Raw genomic sequence first — 14,517 nt, 5'->3', positions numbered from 1 at the left:
CAATCGCGCCGAACCGCACCTATCCTTGCGGCGCCAGTACGGGGACGAACACCCGGCGCGACTGTCGTGCGGCAACCGGAAGTCCCTGATACAAACGCTTCTGCGCCTCCATCACGATGACGCCGGCAAAGAGCGGCCACAATCGCAACCCGATCCTTTCGGTCTGAACCGCGATCCGAAGCAGTGATGACCGGGTCACAGGCGGGTACAGCAAGGCCTCGGTCATAGGACCGGGGGTGAAGTTGCAGTCGCGGAGCAATCGGACGAGCTGACCCTTCGAGAAAGGACGGCCGGTGCCGAAGGGCGTGTGTTCGAAGCGCGCCCAGAGACCGCGGCGGTTGGGTACGACCAAGATCAGCCGGCCGTTGGGCGCGAGCACGCGCCAAGCTTCCATCAAGGTTTCGCGAGGGTTTTCGGAGTGCTCGAGCGCGTGCACCATCAATATACGGTCGATGGCGGAATCCGGCAGCGGCAATTCCTCGTCGAAAACGAGCGCGGAGCGGGAGAGCCCCTCGCGCGGCCATTTCACAGCGCCCTGAGCGGCCAACATAAAGGAGAAGGTGCGCTCAGTGTCAGGCTCGAAGAGATCGAGCCACGGCCGCGCGTAGCCCAGCCCGAGTAGTCTTTCGTTCGGTAGCGACTGCCAGATGCGTGTGAGGCCCATGCCGATCGAGCGCGCAACCATCCTGCCGAGCAGACTATCGTAAAAGCTGCGTATCTCCACAATGTCCATATGCATGGTTTGTGGCTGTCCTTCAGGTTGCTTCGCGCATCGGCAGGTGCAACAAATCCCTTCCCCGCGGCGAGGGCAATGTCAAGGAGACGAAGCGTGTTGGCGATTGAACAGTTCACGTGCCTTTCCGACAATTTCGGCGTTCTGATCCACGACTCGGAAACCGGTCGCACCGCCTCTGTGGATGCACCGGAGGCTGATCCTATCGTTGCGGTGCTCGAGGCAAAGGGATGGACGCTGACCGATATCATGACGACGCATCACCATCACGACCACACGGCCGGTAATCTGGCCCTGAAGAAGCGGTTCGGGTGCCATATCGTCGGGCCGCAGGCGGAAGCGGACCGAATTCCGGGCATCGACCGGACACTCGCCGAAGGCGACGTGTTCGACTTCGGTGCGTACGGATTTAGGGTGATCGGAACGCCCGGTCATACGGCGGGTCATATCGTCTATCACTCGCCGGAAGCCACGGTGCTGTTTGCCGGAGATACGCTTTTCTCGCTCGGATGCGGGCGCTTGTTCGAGCGCGGCCCGGCGGAGATGTGGTCGGCCTTGCGAAAATTGAAGGCGCTGCCACCTGATACGCAGCTTTACTGCGGACATGAATACACGCTCTCCAATGCACGCTTCGCGTTGTCCGTCGACCCCGATAACGATGCGTTGATTGCGCGCACGGCGGAAGTCGAACTTTTACGCCAGAGCGGCAGACCGACGCTTCCAGTCTTGCTCTCCGGCGAATTGGCCACGAATCCGTTCCTGCGCCCTGACGATCCGGCAATACGCCGCACGCTCGGGATGGAGAGCGAGACGGATGAGGCCGTCTTTGCCGAAATACGCGCTCGCAAGGACCGCTTCTGATGCAAAATCTTGCGGCGGACAGGATCAAATCCCTGCTCGGCCTGAAGCCCCATCCGGAAGGCGGTTGGTACGCCGAGACGTTTCGGGACGCTGGCGGGCATGCGGATGCGCGGGGACACTCCACCGCGATCTATTTCCTGCTGGAGGCTGGCGATGTGTCCCACTGGCACCGGGTAACCGACGCCGCCGAGGTTTGGCATTATTACGCGGGTGCGCCACTGGTGCTGACGCTGTCGGCGAACGGGCATGACGCCGAGGCGTACCGGCTCGGGTCAAATCTCGCTGCAGGGGAACGTCCGCAGTTGGTCGTGCCTGCAAATTGGTGGCAGACGGCGACATCGCTCGGCCGGTGGACGCTTGTCGGTTGCACGGTCGCGCCGGGTTTCGAGTTCGCCTCGTTCGAACTTGCGCCGCCCGATTGGCGGCCGACACCGCGCACGCCAAGGGGCGTCTAGGCTAGAAGAATCCCCAAGGTGATGAGTACTTGGGCGGCGAAATAGGTGATCCAGACGAACGGACCGGCAAATTGCCGCAGCGGCGTTTGGCTGTTCATCAGGAAGCGGTCAGCTGCGAGAACAGCGTCCGATGCGATGAAGCTCGCCGCTCCGGCGATTAGCAGTGGGATGCCTGTCGCCAGCGCGGTCAGGCCCATGGCGAAAATTGCCGTGATATAGACCATAACAGGGATGCGGAGAGGCCCTGCCGCGGACCAGAGCCGTGTGGCCATCGTGATCGCTACGAAGGCAATGCCAACTCCGATCACTGCGGCCACGGGCGTCGAAATCGCCGTGGTTCCGGCAAGCGCGGCAAACAATGCGACATAGGCCAGGTGGCCAAGCAGGAACGCCCCGAGCCCGACGGTAAAGAAGCGTGCGTTCCGGTCTTCAACCGCCAAGAAAAAGTCGCCTGCGGCGCATAGAACAAGCGCCAGCGTCAGAAGCCACGGGCCGTTCCCTATGCCCGCGAGAAGCGCGAGCAGGCCGATGGAGCCAGTCTTGGCGACGACTTTCAGAATTGACTGGCGGCGCTGGCCGTAAAAAAGATAGGCGGCGGCCAGCAGGACGGCAAAGAGCAGGGTTCCATTAGCCGTTCCCGAGACGCCTCCCTCAAATGGCAATGTTCTTCCTCCTTCGCACGACCAGCATGTCCTTCGCGGCGATCGCGGCACCGCCCGTGATCAAGAGGCAGGCAAGCGCGATGCTCCAGCCGGCGTTGGCTTGGCCGGCAGCAACCAGAATGATCGTCGAGATAAGCGGCGCGGCATAGCTAGATGCACCCAGAACCTGGATATCCCCATGCTTGACGCCATGGTCCCAGACATAGAACGCCGCCCCGACGGGCAGAGCCCCGAGGCCGGCAACCGCCAGCCACTCGGTCGTGCCTTGCGGCCAAACGGTAGTTTCGAGCGCGAGATGGGCAATCAGGGAAAGAATGGCGGTGGCCATGCAGTAGATTGCCACGACGTCCGTCGGAACGGACGCGAAACGGCGCGAAAGCAGAGAGTAGCCAGACCATGTGAACGCAGCCGCAAGCGCGATGGCATAACCGTAGGCATATTCCGTCTTCAGCGACAGTCCGCTTCCGTCAGTGACAATCAGCACCGTGCCGGCGAAACCGCAGGCGACGCCTGCCAGATGGTGCCAGCCGAGGCGCTCGCCGGGCATCATCGCGCTGCCGGTCACGATGAGCATCGGCCAGAGATAAGCGATCAGGCTTGCCTCTACCGCCGGTGCGTGACGGAGGGCGGTGAAATAGAGAAAATGATATCCGAACAGCCCCCCGACGCCGATCAGCCATGCTTTTACCGGAATCGCTCGTTTCAGGGCGGGGAGCGTTCCTCGCATCGTCGACACCACAAGACCGATCATGCCGCCCAGTGCAAACGTCATTGCCGAGAGCTGGAACGGCGGCACGTCACCCGAGACAGCGGTGAACAGCGCCAGCAACGCCCACATCACGACCGCCGTAAAGCCGATCAGTGTGGCAGCGAGACGCGATGGACGGGAGGATGGGGCTCCTGACATACTTTCCGTTCGCCGCGCTGCGAAATTTTGTCAAGCGCCGACCGTGCGATGCGACGGCGGGTCCGGAACTACTTCGCGGTGAGTTCGGGCGCCGCGCCTGTCCTTTGGAAACGGGTCGCGCGAATGCGCACCTTGCCGATCTGGGTGCTGATCGAGGCGGTAACGGGCGCATAGAGCTCTGTGCCTGCGATCGGCGCAAACCCGATCTCGATCCGGCCCTTGTCACGCATCCAGGCAATCTCCTTTTTTCCGCCGGAGTAGCCTGATACGGGAATAAAACGCGCACGACAGGTTACTGCGTCTCCATTGAAGCCTTCGGTGTAGAACGGCACGGTGCGCAGGTACGACATGGCGATATCTGCGCGCATTGCCCCGTCGAACACGCGTACGGTTCGGTTACAGACCTCGGCTGGCCCTCCCGCGCGAACCAGCATAGCGCTGATTGGATCGAGGGCATTGCGCAATTGATCCTGGTGAACGTCGATCCAGTCTGCGCCTTTGCGCGGCTCGGGTTCGTTGACGATACTGGCGATGCTGCCGCGTCTGAAACCAATGGCAGTGCGCTGGCGTTTCTTTCCAGTCTTGTAATGCATCGCGAAAGCATTTGCCTCGACGCCGCCACTTCCAATGCGACCTGAGACTTTCAGGGTGCCGGATGTGGGGGCGAAAAGCTGGGCAAGGCCGGACGAGTTCACAGAGCCCTTGAGCGCGTAGACGTCACCGGCGATTGCAGTCTGGAAGGCCGAGGTACCCACCGGCAGTCCGAGCGCTGTTACCCGGTATTCCGAATTGTGGGTCACCCCTTCCTGTGCAGCCGGCTGGGGTGCGGAGGCGAGGACAAAGAGAAATGACGCGGCTCCAATCACGCGCATGATTCAGTTTCCTAGTTGTCGTCCCTGGAATTGGCTTCGCGGCTGAAAGCGACCATTGTATGGTGGCGTCTGCCAACCGGCGCGAAAGTGAACGGGGGCGGTTGACGAAAATGGTGGTTGTCACTATAGGACCCTGACTTTTCCGCAGATGCCGCGATTGTCCAGTGACGCCGCCTCGGTCGGCGCAACTCGAGACCGCGTTGCGAAAGCGGATACGAAAACCGATTTCAAAGGTGATTACGATGTCACGCGCATGTGAATTGACCGGCAAGGCTGTCTTGACTGGCAACAATGTAAGCCACGCGAATAACAAGACCCGCCGCCGGTTTTTGCCAAATCTCTGCCAAGTCACGCTGATGTCCGAGACGCTCGGCCAGAGTTACCGTTTTCGCGTGTCTGCGGCTGCACTCCGTACGGTCGAGCATCGTGGTGGTCTGGATGCATTTCTGGCGAAAGCCAAGGCGGATGACCTGTCGCAGCGTGCCCGTCTGCTGAAGCGTCAGATCGCCAAGAAGGTTTCCGAACAGACCGCCTGATACGGTCTGCCGGTTCAAAGATCTTTTCACGGGCCGGTTCGCCGGCCCGTTTCGTTGGTTCAGCTGGTGGCATCACCCAGGGTAAAAAAATGCAAGCTCTGCGCTCTTATTTCCCTTTCATTTTCGCCATGTGCGCCATCGTCGCGCTGTCGAACTATCTCGTCCAGTTTCCGGTCCAGGCCTCGATCGGCGGCCTCAATCTCGGAGATCTCCTGACATGGGGCGCCTTCACCTACCCCGTCGCGTTCCTCGTAACGGACCTGACAAACCGCCGTTTCGGCAGTTCGGCAGCGCGTGTCATTGTGTTTTGTGGATTCGTTCTGGCGGTGGCGCTTTCCGCTTTGCTCGCTAGCCCGCGTATTGCGATCGCCTCAGGCACAGCTTTTCTGGCCGCCCAGTTACTGGACGTTTCCGTCTTCGATCGCCTGCGCCATTCCGCATGGTGGAAAGCGCCACTCGTCTCGTCGGTGATCGGTTCGGTACTCGACACCTTCATGTTCTTCAGCATCGCGTTTGCAGGATTTTTCGCCGTTTTTGACTTCGGCGGCGAACGCGGCTCTCTCGATTTCCCGGTGCCGTTTCTGGGTTTCGGCAGCGAGGTTCCGCTCTGGGTATCGCTGGCTGCCGGCGATTTGGTCGTGAAGCTGATCGTCGGCGTTGCGATGCTTTTGCCGTACGGAGCGCTTCGGGGCGTTGTGACTTCCGAGACCCCGGCGGCGGTCTGAGGCCGCCGACACGTCAGGCGCCGCGCTCGATCAGAAAGCGGTGCCCGTCTTCAGCGGATTGCGTCTCGATCAACGCGTGGCCGCGCTCCTGACAGAAATTAGGAATATCGATAACCGCAAGCGGATCGCTTGTGCGCACCCAGATGCGGTCGCCCTTGGCCATGGTGCGCATGCGTTTTTGCGTCTTGAGGACTGGCAGGGGACAGTTGAGGCCGCGTAGATCGTAATCGTCTTCCATCGCGGATCTATTCAGCGGACGTGGTCGAACCCGTGTAGGCGGGCGATTCGAGCAGGTCCTGAACCGGAGTTGTGGGAATCGATTGCAACTGCTCGGGAATTTCTCGACCCTCGAGCTTTGCCACTGCCTGCTCGAACGCCAGTGCGTGCTGGGACTGCAGCGTATTGTACGCAACGGCCAGCCGTTCAGGCATCGTCGTCTGCGGACACTGCTGGGTCGGCACGAACTCGCCGTCTTCCGCCTCTTGGTTAAAGACATAGCGGCGGTCGCAAATATCGACTTTCGGCGGAACCTTGGTCAGCTCGAAATGGTCGTAGCCTTCCTTGAGCATCTTCCAAAATTCAAAGTGCGGGCTGCCCCGATTTTCGGCGAGGTTTTCCGGCGTCATGCGGAAGGGAAATGCCTGGATCTGAAATGCGTCCTGCTGACCACCGTTCAACGCCTCGCGGGCGAATGCGTAGATTTCCGCGATATACTCGTCAGTCATGGAATAGCAGCCCGCCGATGAACATGCGCCATGCACCATCAGGTTCGTGCCAGTGCGCCCGAGTGAGCGATCGTAAGCGTTGGGAAAGCCCATGTTGAAGGAGAGATGATAGGACGAATTTGGGTTCAGCAGGCTGCGCGAGACGAAATAGAAGCCCTCCGGAGCCTGCCGGTCGCCTTCCTTGAATTTTGGCCCCGGAACTCCCGAGTATTTGCAAATCTCGTAGCTCTTCACGAGATCGTAGCGTCCGGTGTCTTTCTGCTTCCACATCTCCAGAACACCTTCGTTCTTGAAGATTCGCATGAATATCGGTGACGCGGATGTCATCCCGTTGGCCTTCATAAAGGCTAACGCATCTTTCGGAATCGGCGCGTTTTCCTTCAGAGCCAATATGTCGTTGGCCTGACATCCCGCCAACGCGGTTGCGCCGGCCAAGACCAGCGCCGTTAAAGTGCGTCGCAAGACCATCCGCTACATCCTCCGGTCAGTCATTCTCGTCCGGATCATAGTTGACCATTGCTTACCGCAATGTTTCCCCAGCCCACTCACGGAAATATCACGGGTGTGAAATCGGCAGAAAATGCGGCGGCTATATGGCGGTTTCGCGTCCACGCTAGTTCAGGTGGCGACCGATAGCGAGAAACTTCTCACGACGATCCTTCTTGAGGGTCAGCCCGTCGATGGGGGAGAGTTCGTCAAGCGCCTGTTTCAGTGTTTTTGACGTTTCCATTATGACAGCATCGTGGTCCCGATGCGCGCCGCCGAGCGGCTCGGGAATGATGCCGTCGATGATCTTCAGGTCCTGGAGATCCTGCGCCGTGATCTTCATCGCCGTCGCGGCGTCCTTGGCGCGGGCTGCGTCGCGCCAGAGAATCGACGCTCCGCCCTCCGGCGAAATGACGCTGTAGATGGAATGTTCGAGCATGAACACGCGATTGGCGGTGGCGATCGCTATGGCGCCCCCCGAGCCGCCCTCCCCAATAACGACCGAGACAATCGGCACTTCGAGATTCAGGCAGGCCTCGGTCGACCGGGCGATCGCCTCGGCCTGCCCACGCTCCTCTGCCCCGACCCCGGGATAGGCGCCAGCCGTGTCGACCAGCGTGATAACCGGCATCGCAAAGCGGTTCGCCAGTTCCATGATCCTCACGGCCTTTCGATAACCCTCCGGGCGCGCCATGCCGAAATTGTGCTTGAGCCGAGCCTTGGTGTCGGAACCCTTTTCCTGGCCGATCACGGCTACGGGCTCACCGTTGAAACGGGCGAAGCCGGCGATCACCGCATGGTCCTCGGCAAATTTCCGGTCGCCTGCCAGCGGCGTGAACTCCGTAAACAGCGCTTCCACGTAGCGTGAGCAGTGCGGACGGTCCGGGTGGCGGGCGACCTGCGCCTTCTGCCAAGGCGTCAGTTTCCGATACACCTCGACAAGGGCCTCGGCCGAGCGCCGCTCCAGACGGGCGATTTCCTCGGCTACGTCAACCCCGCCGTTCTCACCTTCGGAAAGCTTTTTGAGTTCCATGATCTGGCCATCCAGATCGGCAATCGGCTTTTCGAAATCGAGATAGCTGTACATTCAATAGCGGTTCCGGTGACGATTTCGGGTGCAGGTGGAGGTAAAAGGGATTGATGTCAAGATAACGCTATCTGCACGCCAGCGGATGATTCTCGCTGACAAGGCGGTGCAGACGCTCCTCCATCACGTGTGTGTAGATTTGCGTCGTGGAGATATCGGCGTGCCCAAGAAGCTGCTGCACCACTCGCAAATCGGCGCCATTCTGCAGCAGGTGACTTGCGAAAGCGTGACGGAGCACGTGCGGCGACATGCGTGCGGAAGGGATTCCGCATCGCGCACCGAGTGCCTTCAAGTCGCGGGCGAAAACCTGCCTCGCGATGGCTTTCGTGTAACTTTCTGCCGGGAAGAGCCAGGGGCAAGTAGCGGATCGCGGATCGCGGTCGCGCAATTGGAGGTGGTCCGATACCGCATCGCGAGCGGATTGCGTGACTGGAACCATCCGTTCCTTGCCGCCCTTACCTTTCACGATGAAGAACGGCTCCTCGCTCCAAGCGACACTGACGGGAAGTGACACGAGTTCGGTGACCCGCATTCCGGTTGCATAGAGGAGTTCCAGCAATGCGCGGGTTCGGACCGCGCTCTGCACCTGCCCCGCCGCTATCGACGGATCTCTTGCCTCGTCGGCGGCGCGGTGCAGCAGACGATCGACTTCGTTTTCGCTCAGGATCTTCGGCAAGGCGCGCGCGCGTTTGGGCGACATGACGACCCCCGTAGGATCGTCGGCCCGTATGCCTTCGGCGTGTAGAAATCGAAAATATTGCCGTAGCGCGGATAGGCGCCGCGCTTGCGAGGATGCGGCAAAGCCCGCTTTTTCCATGTCACGCAACAACGCCGCGATATCGCTTGACGCGGATTCAGCCAATCGTGTTCCGCATGAAGAGCGCGTGAAGCGCTCGGCATCCTCCAGGTCGCGGCGGTAGGAAGCGAGCGTGTTGTCCGCAGCGCCTCGTTCGGCGCTCATCATTTCCAGGAATGCGTCGATCATGCCCGAAAGCTAACGCCGGAAAGTTTACCCCCGGTTTCCGCCGCCAAGTGTGTCTCCACGCTAGCGGTCCGGATTGATCCGGTCGGCGGGAATGCGCACTGTCATTTCACGCGGCGTCGGCTCGACAAAGAAGACAAGCGCCCACATGCCCGCGTATACCAAGCCCGCAAGCACGCCGATCATGAAAAGAAACCGAATCAAACTCGGCATGTTTCCCCAAATCCTCCGAGGCGCCCCTTCCTCTGTTGCGGTATGCGTTCCCGCAGCGTCGAAATCAAACCCTAACTTCACCGCCGTTACAATTCTTGACACGTCACAACCGTTCGTGTGGTAAGCGGAGCCACACGGTGGAGAGCATGACCCGGGAAACGACAGCACATTGCAAGACCGTCCGCCGCCTGATCGGCAAGCGGTCCGTGGTGCTCGTGGGACTTATGGGCGCTGGCAAATCGGCCATCGGTCGAAAACTGGCTGCGATGCTCGAACTGCCGTTCGTCGACGCTGATTCGGAAATCGAAGCCGCTTCGCAAATGACAGTGGCCGACCTGTTCGAACAATATGGCGAACCCGAATTCCGCGCCCTGGAGAAACGGGTTATCGCCCGCGTCCTGAAGGGAGGGCCGCGGGTGCTCGCGACCGGCGGCGGTGCATTCATGAACGAGCAGACGCGCCAGACGATCGCACGGCGCGGCGTCTCGATCTGGCTTTCCGCGGATATCGACCTGCTAATGGAACGGGTTTCGCGTCGCCAAAACCGTCCGCTGTTGCAAAATCCCGATCCGCGCATGGTGATGCAAAAACTGATTGCCGAGCGCTACCCTGTCTATGCGCACGCAGATGTCGAAGTCCCTTCGCAGGACGTCTCCAAGGATGAAATGGCAGCCCGGGTCGTGGAGGCTGTCGCCACTTTTCTGACCGTAGGCAACGCCTCTCGCGTCAGTCACGTTGGCGCCGCCGGCGAGGCTAGAGGAGTATGAGGGACATCCATCAGATAGTGCCGGTGTCTCTCGGCGACCGGTCCTATGACATCCATATCGGTCCCGGATTGCTCGCCAAGAGCGGCGAACTGGTGGCCGATGTGCTACCACCGGGCGCACGGGCCGCGGTTGTGACCGACGAGAACGTCGCGCGCTATCACCTCGATTCAGTCTTGGCGAGTATGGAGGCATTCGGCATCGGCGCGACGGTGGTCCGCGTACCGGCTGGCGAACCTTCCAAATGTTACCCTACCCTGCAGGATGTGGTTGAGCGGATCCTCGATGCGAGACTTGAACGCGGTGATGCGGTCATTGCACTCGGAGGCGGCGTGATCGGTGATCTCGCCGGATTCGCGGCCGCTATCGCGCGGCGCGGAATGCGGTTTGTGCAGATGCCGACCTCTCTGCTCGCCCAAGTCGATTCCTCAGTTGGCGGCAAGACCGGCATCAACAGTCCCCATGGCAAGAACCTCGTTGGCGCGTTCTACCAGCCGCAACTGGTTCTGGCTGATACGGACGCGCTCGACACGCTGCCGGATCGTGAATTCCGCGCTGGCTATGCCGAGGTGGTTAAATACGGGCTGATCGACCGCCCGGATTTCTTCGCGTGGCTGGAGAGGCAATGGCCGGCAATTCGCGCGGGCGGGCCCGAGCGAATTAACGCGATCGCCGAATCGTGCCGAGCGAAGTCCGCGGTGGTTGCGCGCGACGAACGCGAGACGGGCGATCGGGCCCTGCTCAATCTCGGCCACACCTTCGGCCACGCCCTGGAGGCCGCGGCGAAATTCGATCCGGAGATCATCGTACACGGCGAAGGTGTCGCCATCGGCATGGTGATGGCGCACGAGTTTTCGGCGCGCATGAACCTCGCGAGCCCGGACGATGCGAAGCGGGTCGCCGCGCATCTTGAAACCGCCGGACTGCCGACAAATCTCAACGGGCTGAAGGCGGTTGCCGGCAACGCCGACCGGATGCTCGATTTCATAGCGCAAGACAAGAAGGTCACCCGCGGCGCGCTGAACTTCATCCTCACGCGCGGCATAGGTCAGGCCTTCGTCGCGCGCGACGTTCCCGCTTCGGAAGTGCACGCCTATCTTGCCGGGGCGATTGGAGAATAGACGGTTATGGAAATTCTGATTGTCGCCCTGGTGGTGCTCTTTCTGGTGATCATGTCGGCATTTTTCTCTGGCTCGGAGACCGCGCTGACGGCGACATCGAGAGCACGCATGCACCAGTTCGAGGCCAATGGCGATCTGCGCGCCAGAAGCGTCAACGCGATGCTAAGTCGTCAGGACAGGCTGATCGGCGCGCTGCTAATCGGCAACAATCTTGTCAATATTCTCGGTTCCGCACTGGCGACCAGCGTCTTCCTGACCATCTTCGGACAGACGGGTGTGGCCTATGCGACGATCGGGATGACAGTGCTGCTGGTGATCTTCGCCGAGGTACTGCCGAAATCCTGGGCGATTTCCAACCCCGACCGGTTCGCGCTTTTCGTGGCGCCCGTCATTCGCCGCTTCGTTGTGGTGGTCGGTCCGCTTTCCAGCTTTGTTAACTGGCTCGTGCGCCGGATTCTCAAATTCTTCGGGGTTGATCTGGCCGACAACGAATCCATGCTGACCGCTCACGAGGAAATTCGCGGCGCGGTCGAAGTGTTGCACCAGGAAGGCTCGGTCGTGAAAGAAGAACGGGACCGGCTCGGAGGGTTGCTGGACCTCGCTGAACTGGAGGTGTCCGACATCATGGTTCACCGGACGAGCATGCGCATGGTCAATGCGGATCTCGATCCGAGGACGATCGTCGCCGAGATCCTGCAAAGCCCCCATACAAGGATGCCGGTTTGGCGCGGCGAAACGGACAACATCGTCGGAATCGTGCATGCGAAAGACATACTGCGAGCGCTGCACGCTGTCGAAAACGATCCAGCAAAGATCGATATCCTCAAGGTGGCGACCAAGCCGTGGTTCGTGCCCGATACGACGAGCTTGCGCGATCAGCTCGACGCGTTCCTGCGGCGTAAGGCGCATGTCGCGCTGGTAGTCGACGAGTACGGCGAGGTTGAGGGACTTGTCACGCTGGAGGACATCATCGAGGAGATCGTCGGCGAGATTGCCGACGAGCACGACATCGACGTTCAAGGTGTCCGCACGGAGGCCGACGGATCGGTGGTCGTCGATGGCTCGGTGCCGATCCGAGACATCAACCGGGCGCTTGACTGGAATTTGCCGGACGATGAGGCGACGACAATAGCAGGTCTTGTCATTCACGAAGCGCAGACGATCCCGGCCGAAAAACAGGCCTTCACATTCCACGGCATGCGCTTTGTTGTGATGAAACGCGAGAAAAATCGCATTACCAAGCTCAGGGTCCGGCCCGTTTAGGCTCCATCACCACCTGACGTTCTCACTTGGTGCGGCGGGTTCGAGCGCCAGCGCGTGGACGCCGCCGGCGAGTTCGTCAGCGAGCAACTCGTTAAGCGCGCGATGCCGATCTACCCGACTCATCCCGGTGAAGGACGCAGCGATCACGCGGACCCGGAAATGAGTCTCCCCGGTTCCATCCATTGCTCCGCCCTGATGTCCGGCGTGCAAATGGCTCTCATTGATAACTTCGAACCGGGTCGGTGAAAGTTGTTCCTGAATCTTTCTTGTGATCCGTTCTTCCAATGGGCCCATGTGCTTCCTACCTTGCCTCCGCCATCATTGATGGTTAAACCAGTGCGTCCTGTTTTTGGGGACGTTGCGGTGTGATGTGCCGCGCCAAATCTTCCTGTGTCAATCCTTGCTGAAGGCGGTCTCCGCCCCATAACCGTGGTCATGACAACCAGTTCGAAATACTTTGATTCGATCCGCATCAATCCGGGCGGAAAGAAACGCAAGCGCCCGCAGGAGGAGGTTTCCTCGCAAGCATGCCAGTGGGCGGGCTGCGAGAAGCCCGGCGGGCACAAGGCGCCTGCCGGCCGCGATCGCGAGGGGCAATATTTCAGCTTCTGCATTGATCACGTTCGTGAGTACAACAAGAACTACAATTACTTCTCGGGCTTGTCAGACAAGGATGTCGCGAAGTTCCAGAAGGATTCGCTGACCGGCAACCGCCCGACCTGGAAAATGGGGACCGCTAAGTCCGAGACGACGACGTCCTCTGCGCCGGTGTTTTCCGACCTGAAGTCTGGATCGGCCCGTTCCATGCGGATGCGTGACCCCAACTGGATGGCGCGCGAGTCCATTCCGAAGATGCGCAAGCTGAAGCCGCTCGAGGCCAAGGCCATGGCGACGCTTGGGCTTAACGCGAGCGCAACCGGCGAGGACATCAAAACCCAGTACAAGGCGCTGGTGAAGAAGCATCATCCGGATGCAAATGGCGGCGACCGCACGTCCGAGGAACGATTCCGCGATGTCGTGCAGGCCTACCAATTGTTGAAGACTGCCGGGCTGTGCTAGGTGCCGCCCAAGACAAAACTGAACTCCATTGTGCAGGCGGCGCCCGCCATTTCGAGGACGCAAGATGAACAAGATCGATCTCGACATCGCAAACATGCCCGACACCTCCGCAGATGTGCGCGAAGTGTTCGGCATCGATGTCGACATGACAGTGCCGGCCTATAGGGAAGCCGACGCTTATGTGCCCGAAATCGACCGAGATTATATCTTCGACCGGACCACGACCCTCGCGATTCTGGCCGGTTTTGCTCACAACCGTCGTGTCATGGTTTCTGGCTACCACGGCACCGGCAAGTCGACCCATATCGAGCAGGTCGCCGCGCGGCTGAACTGGCCGTGCGTGCGCATTAACCTCGACAGCCATGTGAGCCGGATCGACCTTGTGGGCAAGGACGCGATCGTAGTTCATGAAGGAAAGCAGGTCACCGAATTTCGCGATGGTATACTGCCGTGGGCCTATCAGCACAATGTCGCGCTGGTGTTCGACGAATACGACGCCGGGCGTCCGGACGTCATGTTCGTCATTCAGCGCGTGCTGGAGTCGTCTGGCCGGCTCACGCTGCTGGACCAGAGTAGAGTGATCCGCCCGCATCCGGCCTTTCGGCTGTTTGCAACCGCCAACACTGTCGGCCTTGGAGATACGACCGGTCTTTATCATGGCACGCAGCAGATTAACCAGGCCCAGATGGACCGCTGGTCGATCGTCACGACGCTGAACTATCTGCCCCATGACAAGGAAGTCGAGATCGTGCTGGCCAAGGCAAAGCATTACCAGACCAAGGATGGGCGCGAGACCGTGAACAACATGGTGCGCCTCGCCGACCTAACGCGCCAGGCGTTCATCAATGGCGATCTTTCCACCGTGATGAGCCCGCGTACCGTGATCACATGGGCGGAAAATGCAGATATTTTCAAGGATATCGGTTTCGCTTTCCGGCTCACCTTCCTCAACAAGTGCGATGATCTCGAGCGCACGCTCGTGGCCGAGTTCTATCAGCGCTGCTTCAGCGAGGAACTGGCCGAAAGCGCGGCCAATGTGGTCTTGAGCTGAGTGCGCCGACGACAA

The 14,517-nt window shown here is 60.3% G+C and carries 19 protein-coding genes; 9 read left to right on the top strand and 10 right to left on the bottom strand.

Going from position 1 to position 14,517, the window contains the following annotated elements; genetic code table 11:
• Positions 1-19: 19 nt before the first annotated feature.
• Entirely contained in the window at positions 20-739 is a 720-nt protein-coding gene (locus LC298_RS09215; protein ID WP_131569070.1) for a class I SAM-dependent methyltransferase, read from the bottom strand.
• A gap of 90 nt (positions 740-829) precedes the next feature.
• Between LC298_RS09215 and gloB the strand changes: the two genes are divergently transcribed.
• Both gloB and LC298_RS09205 read left to right on the top strand, forming a co-directional pair.
• Positions 830-1,594, top strand: a complete 765-nt coding sequence (gene gloB, locus LC298_RS09210) for a hydroxyacylglutathione hydrolase (protein ID WP_428977557.1) — start codon at positions 830-832, stop codon at positions 1,592-1,594.
• The gene (locus LC298_RS09205; RefSeq protein WP_131569066.1) at positions 1,594-2,049 is read left to right on the top strand and encodes a cupin domain-containing protein; all 456 of its coding nucleotides are present in this window, start codon (positions 1,594-1,596) and stop codon (positions 2,047-2,049) included. The genes gloB and LC298_RS09205 overlap by 1 nt, the downstream gene beginning before the upstream one ends.
• Here the strand turns inward: LC298_RS09205 and LC298_RS09200 are convergent.
• From LC298_RS09200 to LC298_RS09190, 3 genes are all read right to left on the bottom strand, one after another.
• A complete protein-coding gene (locus LC298_RS09200) occupies positions 2,046-2,711 on the bottom strand; it encodes a lysoplasmalogenase (RefSeq protein ID WP_158284772.1) in 666 nt (221 codons plus the stop codon). The genes LC298_RS09205 and LC298_RS09200 overlap by 4 nt on opposite strands.
• The gene (gene yddG, locus LC298_RS09195) at positions 2,701-3,618 is read right to left on the bottom strand and encodes an aromatic amino acid exporter YddG (protein WP_131569062.1); all 918 of its coding nucleotides are present in this window, start codon (positions 3,616-3,618) and stop codon (positions 2,701-2,703) included. The genes LC298_RS09200 and yddG overlap by 11 nt, the downstream gene beginning before the upstream one ends.
• 68 nt (positions 3,619-3,686) lie before the next feature.
• Positions 3,687-4,490 carry a DUF3108 domain-containing protein gene (locus tag LC298_RS09190; RefSeq protein WP_131569060.1) on the bottom strand — a complete coding sequence of 268 codons (804 nt, stop codon included), beginning with the start codon at positions 4,488-4,490 and terminating at the stop codon, positions 3,687-3,689.
• Between the two features lie 242 nt (positions 4,491-4,732).
• Here LC298_RS09190 and rpmB point away from each other — a divergent pair, with 242 nt between their 5' ends.
• Complete coding sequence (rpmB, locus tag LC298_RS09185) at positions 4,733-5,026, top strand: 50S ribosomal protein L28 (protein WP_131569058.1); 294 nt, start codon at positions 4,733-4,735, stop codon at positions 5,024-5,026.
• Between the two features lie 89 nt (positions 5,027-5,115).
• A complete protein-coding gene (locus LC298_RS09180; protein WP_131569056.1) occupies positions 5,116-5,751 on the top strand; it encodes a queuosine precursor transporter in 636 nt (211 codons plus the stop codon).
• Between the two features lie 13 nt (positions 5,752-5,764).
• On the opposite strand, the gene LC298_RS09175 is transcribed toward LC298_RS09180, so the two are convergent.
• From LC298_RS09175 to LC298_RS09155, 5 genes are all read right to left on the bottom strand, one after another.
• Complete coding sequence (locus LC298_RS09175) at positions 5,765-5,989, bottom strand: sulfurtransferase TusA family protein (RefSeq protein WP_131569054.1); 225 nt, start codon at positions 5,987-5,989, stop codon at positions 5,765-5,767.
• Between the two features lie 7 nt (positions 5,990-5,996).
• The gene (locus LC298_RS09170; protein WP_131569052.1) at positions 5,997-6,944 is read right to left on the bottom strand and encodes a L,D-transpeptidase family protein; all 948 of its coding nucleotides are present in this window, start codon (positions 6,942-6,944) and stop codon (positions 5,997-5,999) included.
• Between the two features lie 145 nt (positions 6,945-7,089).
• Complete coding sequence (locus LC298_RS09165; protein WP_131569050.1) at positions 7,090-8,049, bottom strand: acetyl-CoA carboxylase carboxyltransferase subunit alpha; 960 nt, start codon at positions 8,047-8,049, stop codon at positions 7,090-7,092.
• 67 nt (positions 8,050-8,116) lie between these two features.
• Positions 8,117-9,034, bottom strand: coding sequence for a site-specific tyrosine recombinase XerD (locus LC298_RS09160; protein ID WP_131569048.1), 918 nt, complete (start codon positions 9,032-9,034; stop codon positions 8,117-8,119).
• A gap of 60 nt (positions 9,035-9,094) precedes the next feature.
• Positions 9,095-9,244 (bottom strand): hypothetical protein, encoded by a 150-nt coding sequence (locus tag LC298_RS09155; protein WP_199223278.1) that lies wholly within the window; start codon positions 9,242-9,244, stop codon positions 9,095-9,097.
• 146 nt (positions 9,245-9,390) lie between these two features.
• Between LC298_RS09155 and LC298_RS09150 the strand changes: the two genes are divergently transcribed.
• From LC298_RS09150 to LC298_RS09140, 3 genes are read left to right on the top strand one after another with little or no spacing between them, the layout of a single operon-like run.
• Positions 9,391-10,011, top strand: a complete 621-nt coding sequence (locus LC298_RS09150; RefSeq protein WP_131569046.1) for a shikimate kinase — start codon at positions 9,391-9,393, stop codon at positions 10,009-10,011.
• A complete protein-coding gene (aroB, locus tag LC298_RS09145) occupies positions 10,008-11,129 on the top strand; it encodes a 3-dehydroquinate synthase (protein ID WP_131569044.1) in 1,122 nt (373 codons plus the stop codon). The genes LC298_RS09150 and aroB overlap by 4 nt, the downstream gene beginning before the upstream one ends.
• Before the next feature lie 6 nt (positions 11,130-11,135).
• The gene (locus tag LC298_RS09140; protein WP_131569042.1) at positions 11,136-12,392 is read left to right on the top strand and encodes an HlyC/CorC family transporter; all 1,257 of its coding nucleotides are present in this window, start codon (positions 11,136-11,138) and stop codon (positions 12,390-12,392) included.
• Between the two features lie 6 nt (positions 12,393-12,398).
• On the opposite strand, the gene LC298_RS09135 is transcribed toward LC298_RS09140, so the two are convergent.
• The gene (locus tag LC298_RS09135; RefSeq protein WP_131569040.1) at positions 12,399-12,686 is read right to left on the bottom strand and encodes a BolA family protein; all 288 of its coding nucleotides are present in this window, start codon (positions 12,684-12,686) and stop codon (positions 12,399-12,401) included.
• Between the two features lie 141 nt (positions 12,687-12,827).
• Between LC298_RS09135 and LC298_RS09130 the strand changes: the two genes are divergently transcribed.
• Both LC298_RS09130 and cobS read left to right on the top strand, forming a co-directional pair.
• Positions 12,828-13,451 carry a J domain-containing protein gene (locus LC298_RS09130; RefSeq protein ID WP_131569038.1) on the top strand — a complete coding sequence of 208 codons (624 nt, stop codon included), beginning with the start codon at positions 12,828-12,830 and terminating at the stop codon, positions 13,449-13,451.
• A gap of 64 nt (positions 13,452-13,515) precedes the next feature.
• Positions 13,516-14,502 carry a cobaltochelatase subunit CobS gene (cobS, locus tag LC298_RS09125; RefSeq protein WP_131569036.1) on the top strand — a complete coding sequence of 329 codons (987 nt, stop codon included), beginning with the start codon at positions 13,516-13,518 and terminating at the stop codon, positions 14,500-14,502.
• Positions 14,503-14,517: the final 15 nt, after the last annotated feature.

The organism is Oricola cellulosilytica (assembly GCF_019966575.1).
Classification (GTDB): Bacteria; Pseudomonadota; Alphaproteobacteria; order Rhizobiales; family Rhizobiaceae; genus Oricola; species Oricola cellulosilytica.
Note: the sequence above shows the minus strand (reverse complement) of the source record. Positions and strands in the feature narration are given on the sequence as shown.

Excerpts from the sequence above, each read along its gene's own strand:
- LC298_RS09160 (WP_131569048.1), bottom strand. The coding sequence starts at position 9,034 with ATGATCGACGCATTCCTGGAAATGATGAGCGCCGAACGAGGCGCTGCG.
- LC298_RS09175 (WP_131569054.1), bottom strand. The coding sequence starts at position 5,989 with ATGGAAGACGATTACGATCTACGCGGCCTCAACTGTCCCCTGCCAGTC.
- rpmB (WP_131569058.1), top strand. The coding sequence starts at position 4,733 with ATGTCACGCGCATGTGAATTGACCGGCAAGGCTGTCTTGACTGGCAAC.
- LC298_RS09205 (WP_131569066.1), top strand. The coding sequence starts at position 1,594 with ATGCAAAATCTTGCGGCGGACAGGATCAAATCCCTGCTCGGCCTGAAG.
- LC298_RS09140 (WP_131569042.1), top strand. The coding sequence starts at position 11,136 with ATGGAAATTCTGATTGTCGCCCTGGTGGTGCTCTTTCTGGTGATCATG.
- LC298_RS09135 (WP_131569040.1), bottom strand. The coding sequence starts at position 12,686 with ATGGGCCCATTGGAAGAACGGATCACAAGAAAGATTCAGGAACAACTT.
- LC298_RS09155 (WP_199223278.1), bottom strand. The coding sequence starts at position 9,244 with ATGCCGAGTTTGATTCGGTTTCTTTTCATGATCGGCGTGCTTGCGGGC.
- LC298_RS09215 (WP_131569070.1), bottom strand. The coding sequence starts at position 739 with ATGCATATGGACATTGTGGAGATACGCAGCTTTTACGATAGTCTGCTC.
- LC298_RS09190 (WP_131569060.1), bottom strand. The coding sequence starts at position 4,490 with ATGCGCGTGATTGGAGCCGCGTCATTTCTCTTTGTCCTCGCCTCCGCA.
- cobS (WP_131569036.1), top strand. The coding sequence starts at position 13,516 with ATGAACAAGATCGATCTCGACATCGCAAACATGCCCGACACCTCCGCA.
- LC298_RS09150 (WP_131569046.1), top strand. The coding sequence starts at position 9,391 with ATGACCCGGGAAACGACAGCACATTGCAAGACCGTCCGCCGCCTGATC.
- LC298_RS09130 (WP_131569038.1), top strand. The coding sequence starts at position 12,828 with ATGACAACCAGTTCGAAATACTTTGATTCGATCCGCATCAATCCGGGC.
- yddG (WP_131569062.1), bottom strand. The coding sequence starts at position 3,618 with ATGTCAGGAGCCCCATCCTCCCGTCCATCGCGTCTCGCTGCCACACTG.
- aroB (WP_131569044.1), top strand. The coding sequence starts at position 10,008 with ATGAGGGACATCCATCAGATAGTGCCGGTGTCTCTCGGCGACCGGTCC.
- LC298_RS09180 (WP_131569056.1), top strand. The coding sequence starts at position 5,116 with ATGCAAGCTCTGCGCTCTTATTTCCCTTTCATTTTCGCCATGTGCGCC.
- LC298_RS09165 (WP_131569050.1), bottom strand. The coding sequence starts at position 8,049 with ATGTACAGCTATCTCGATTTCGAAAAGCCGATTGCCGATCTGGATGGC.
- LC298_RS09170 (WP_131569052.1), bottom strand. The coding sequence starts at position 6,944 with ATGGTCTTGCGACGCACTTTAACGGCGCTGGTCTTGGCCGGCGCAACC.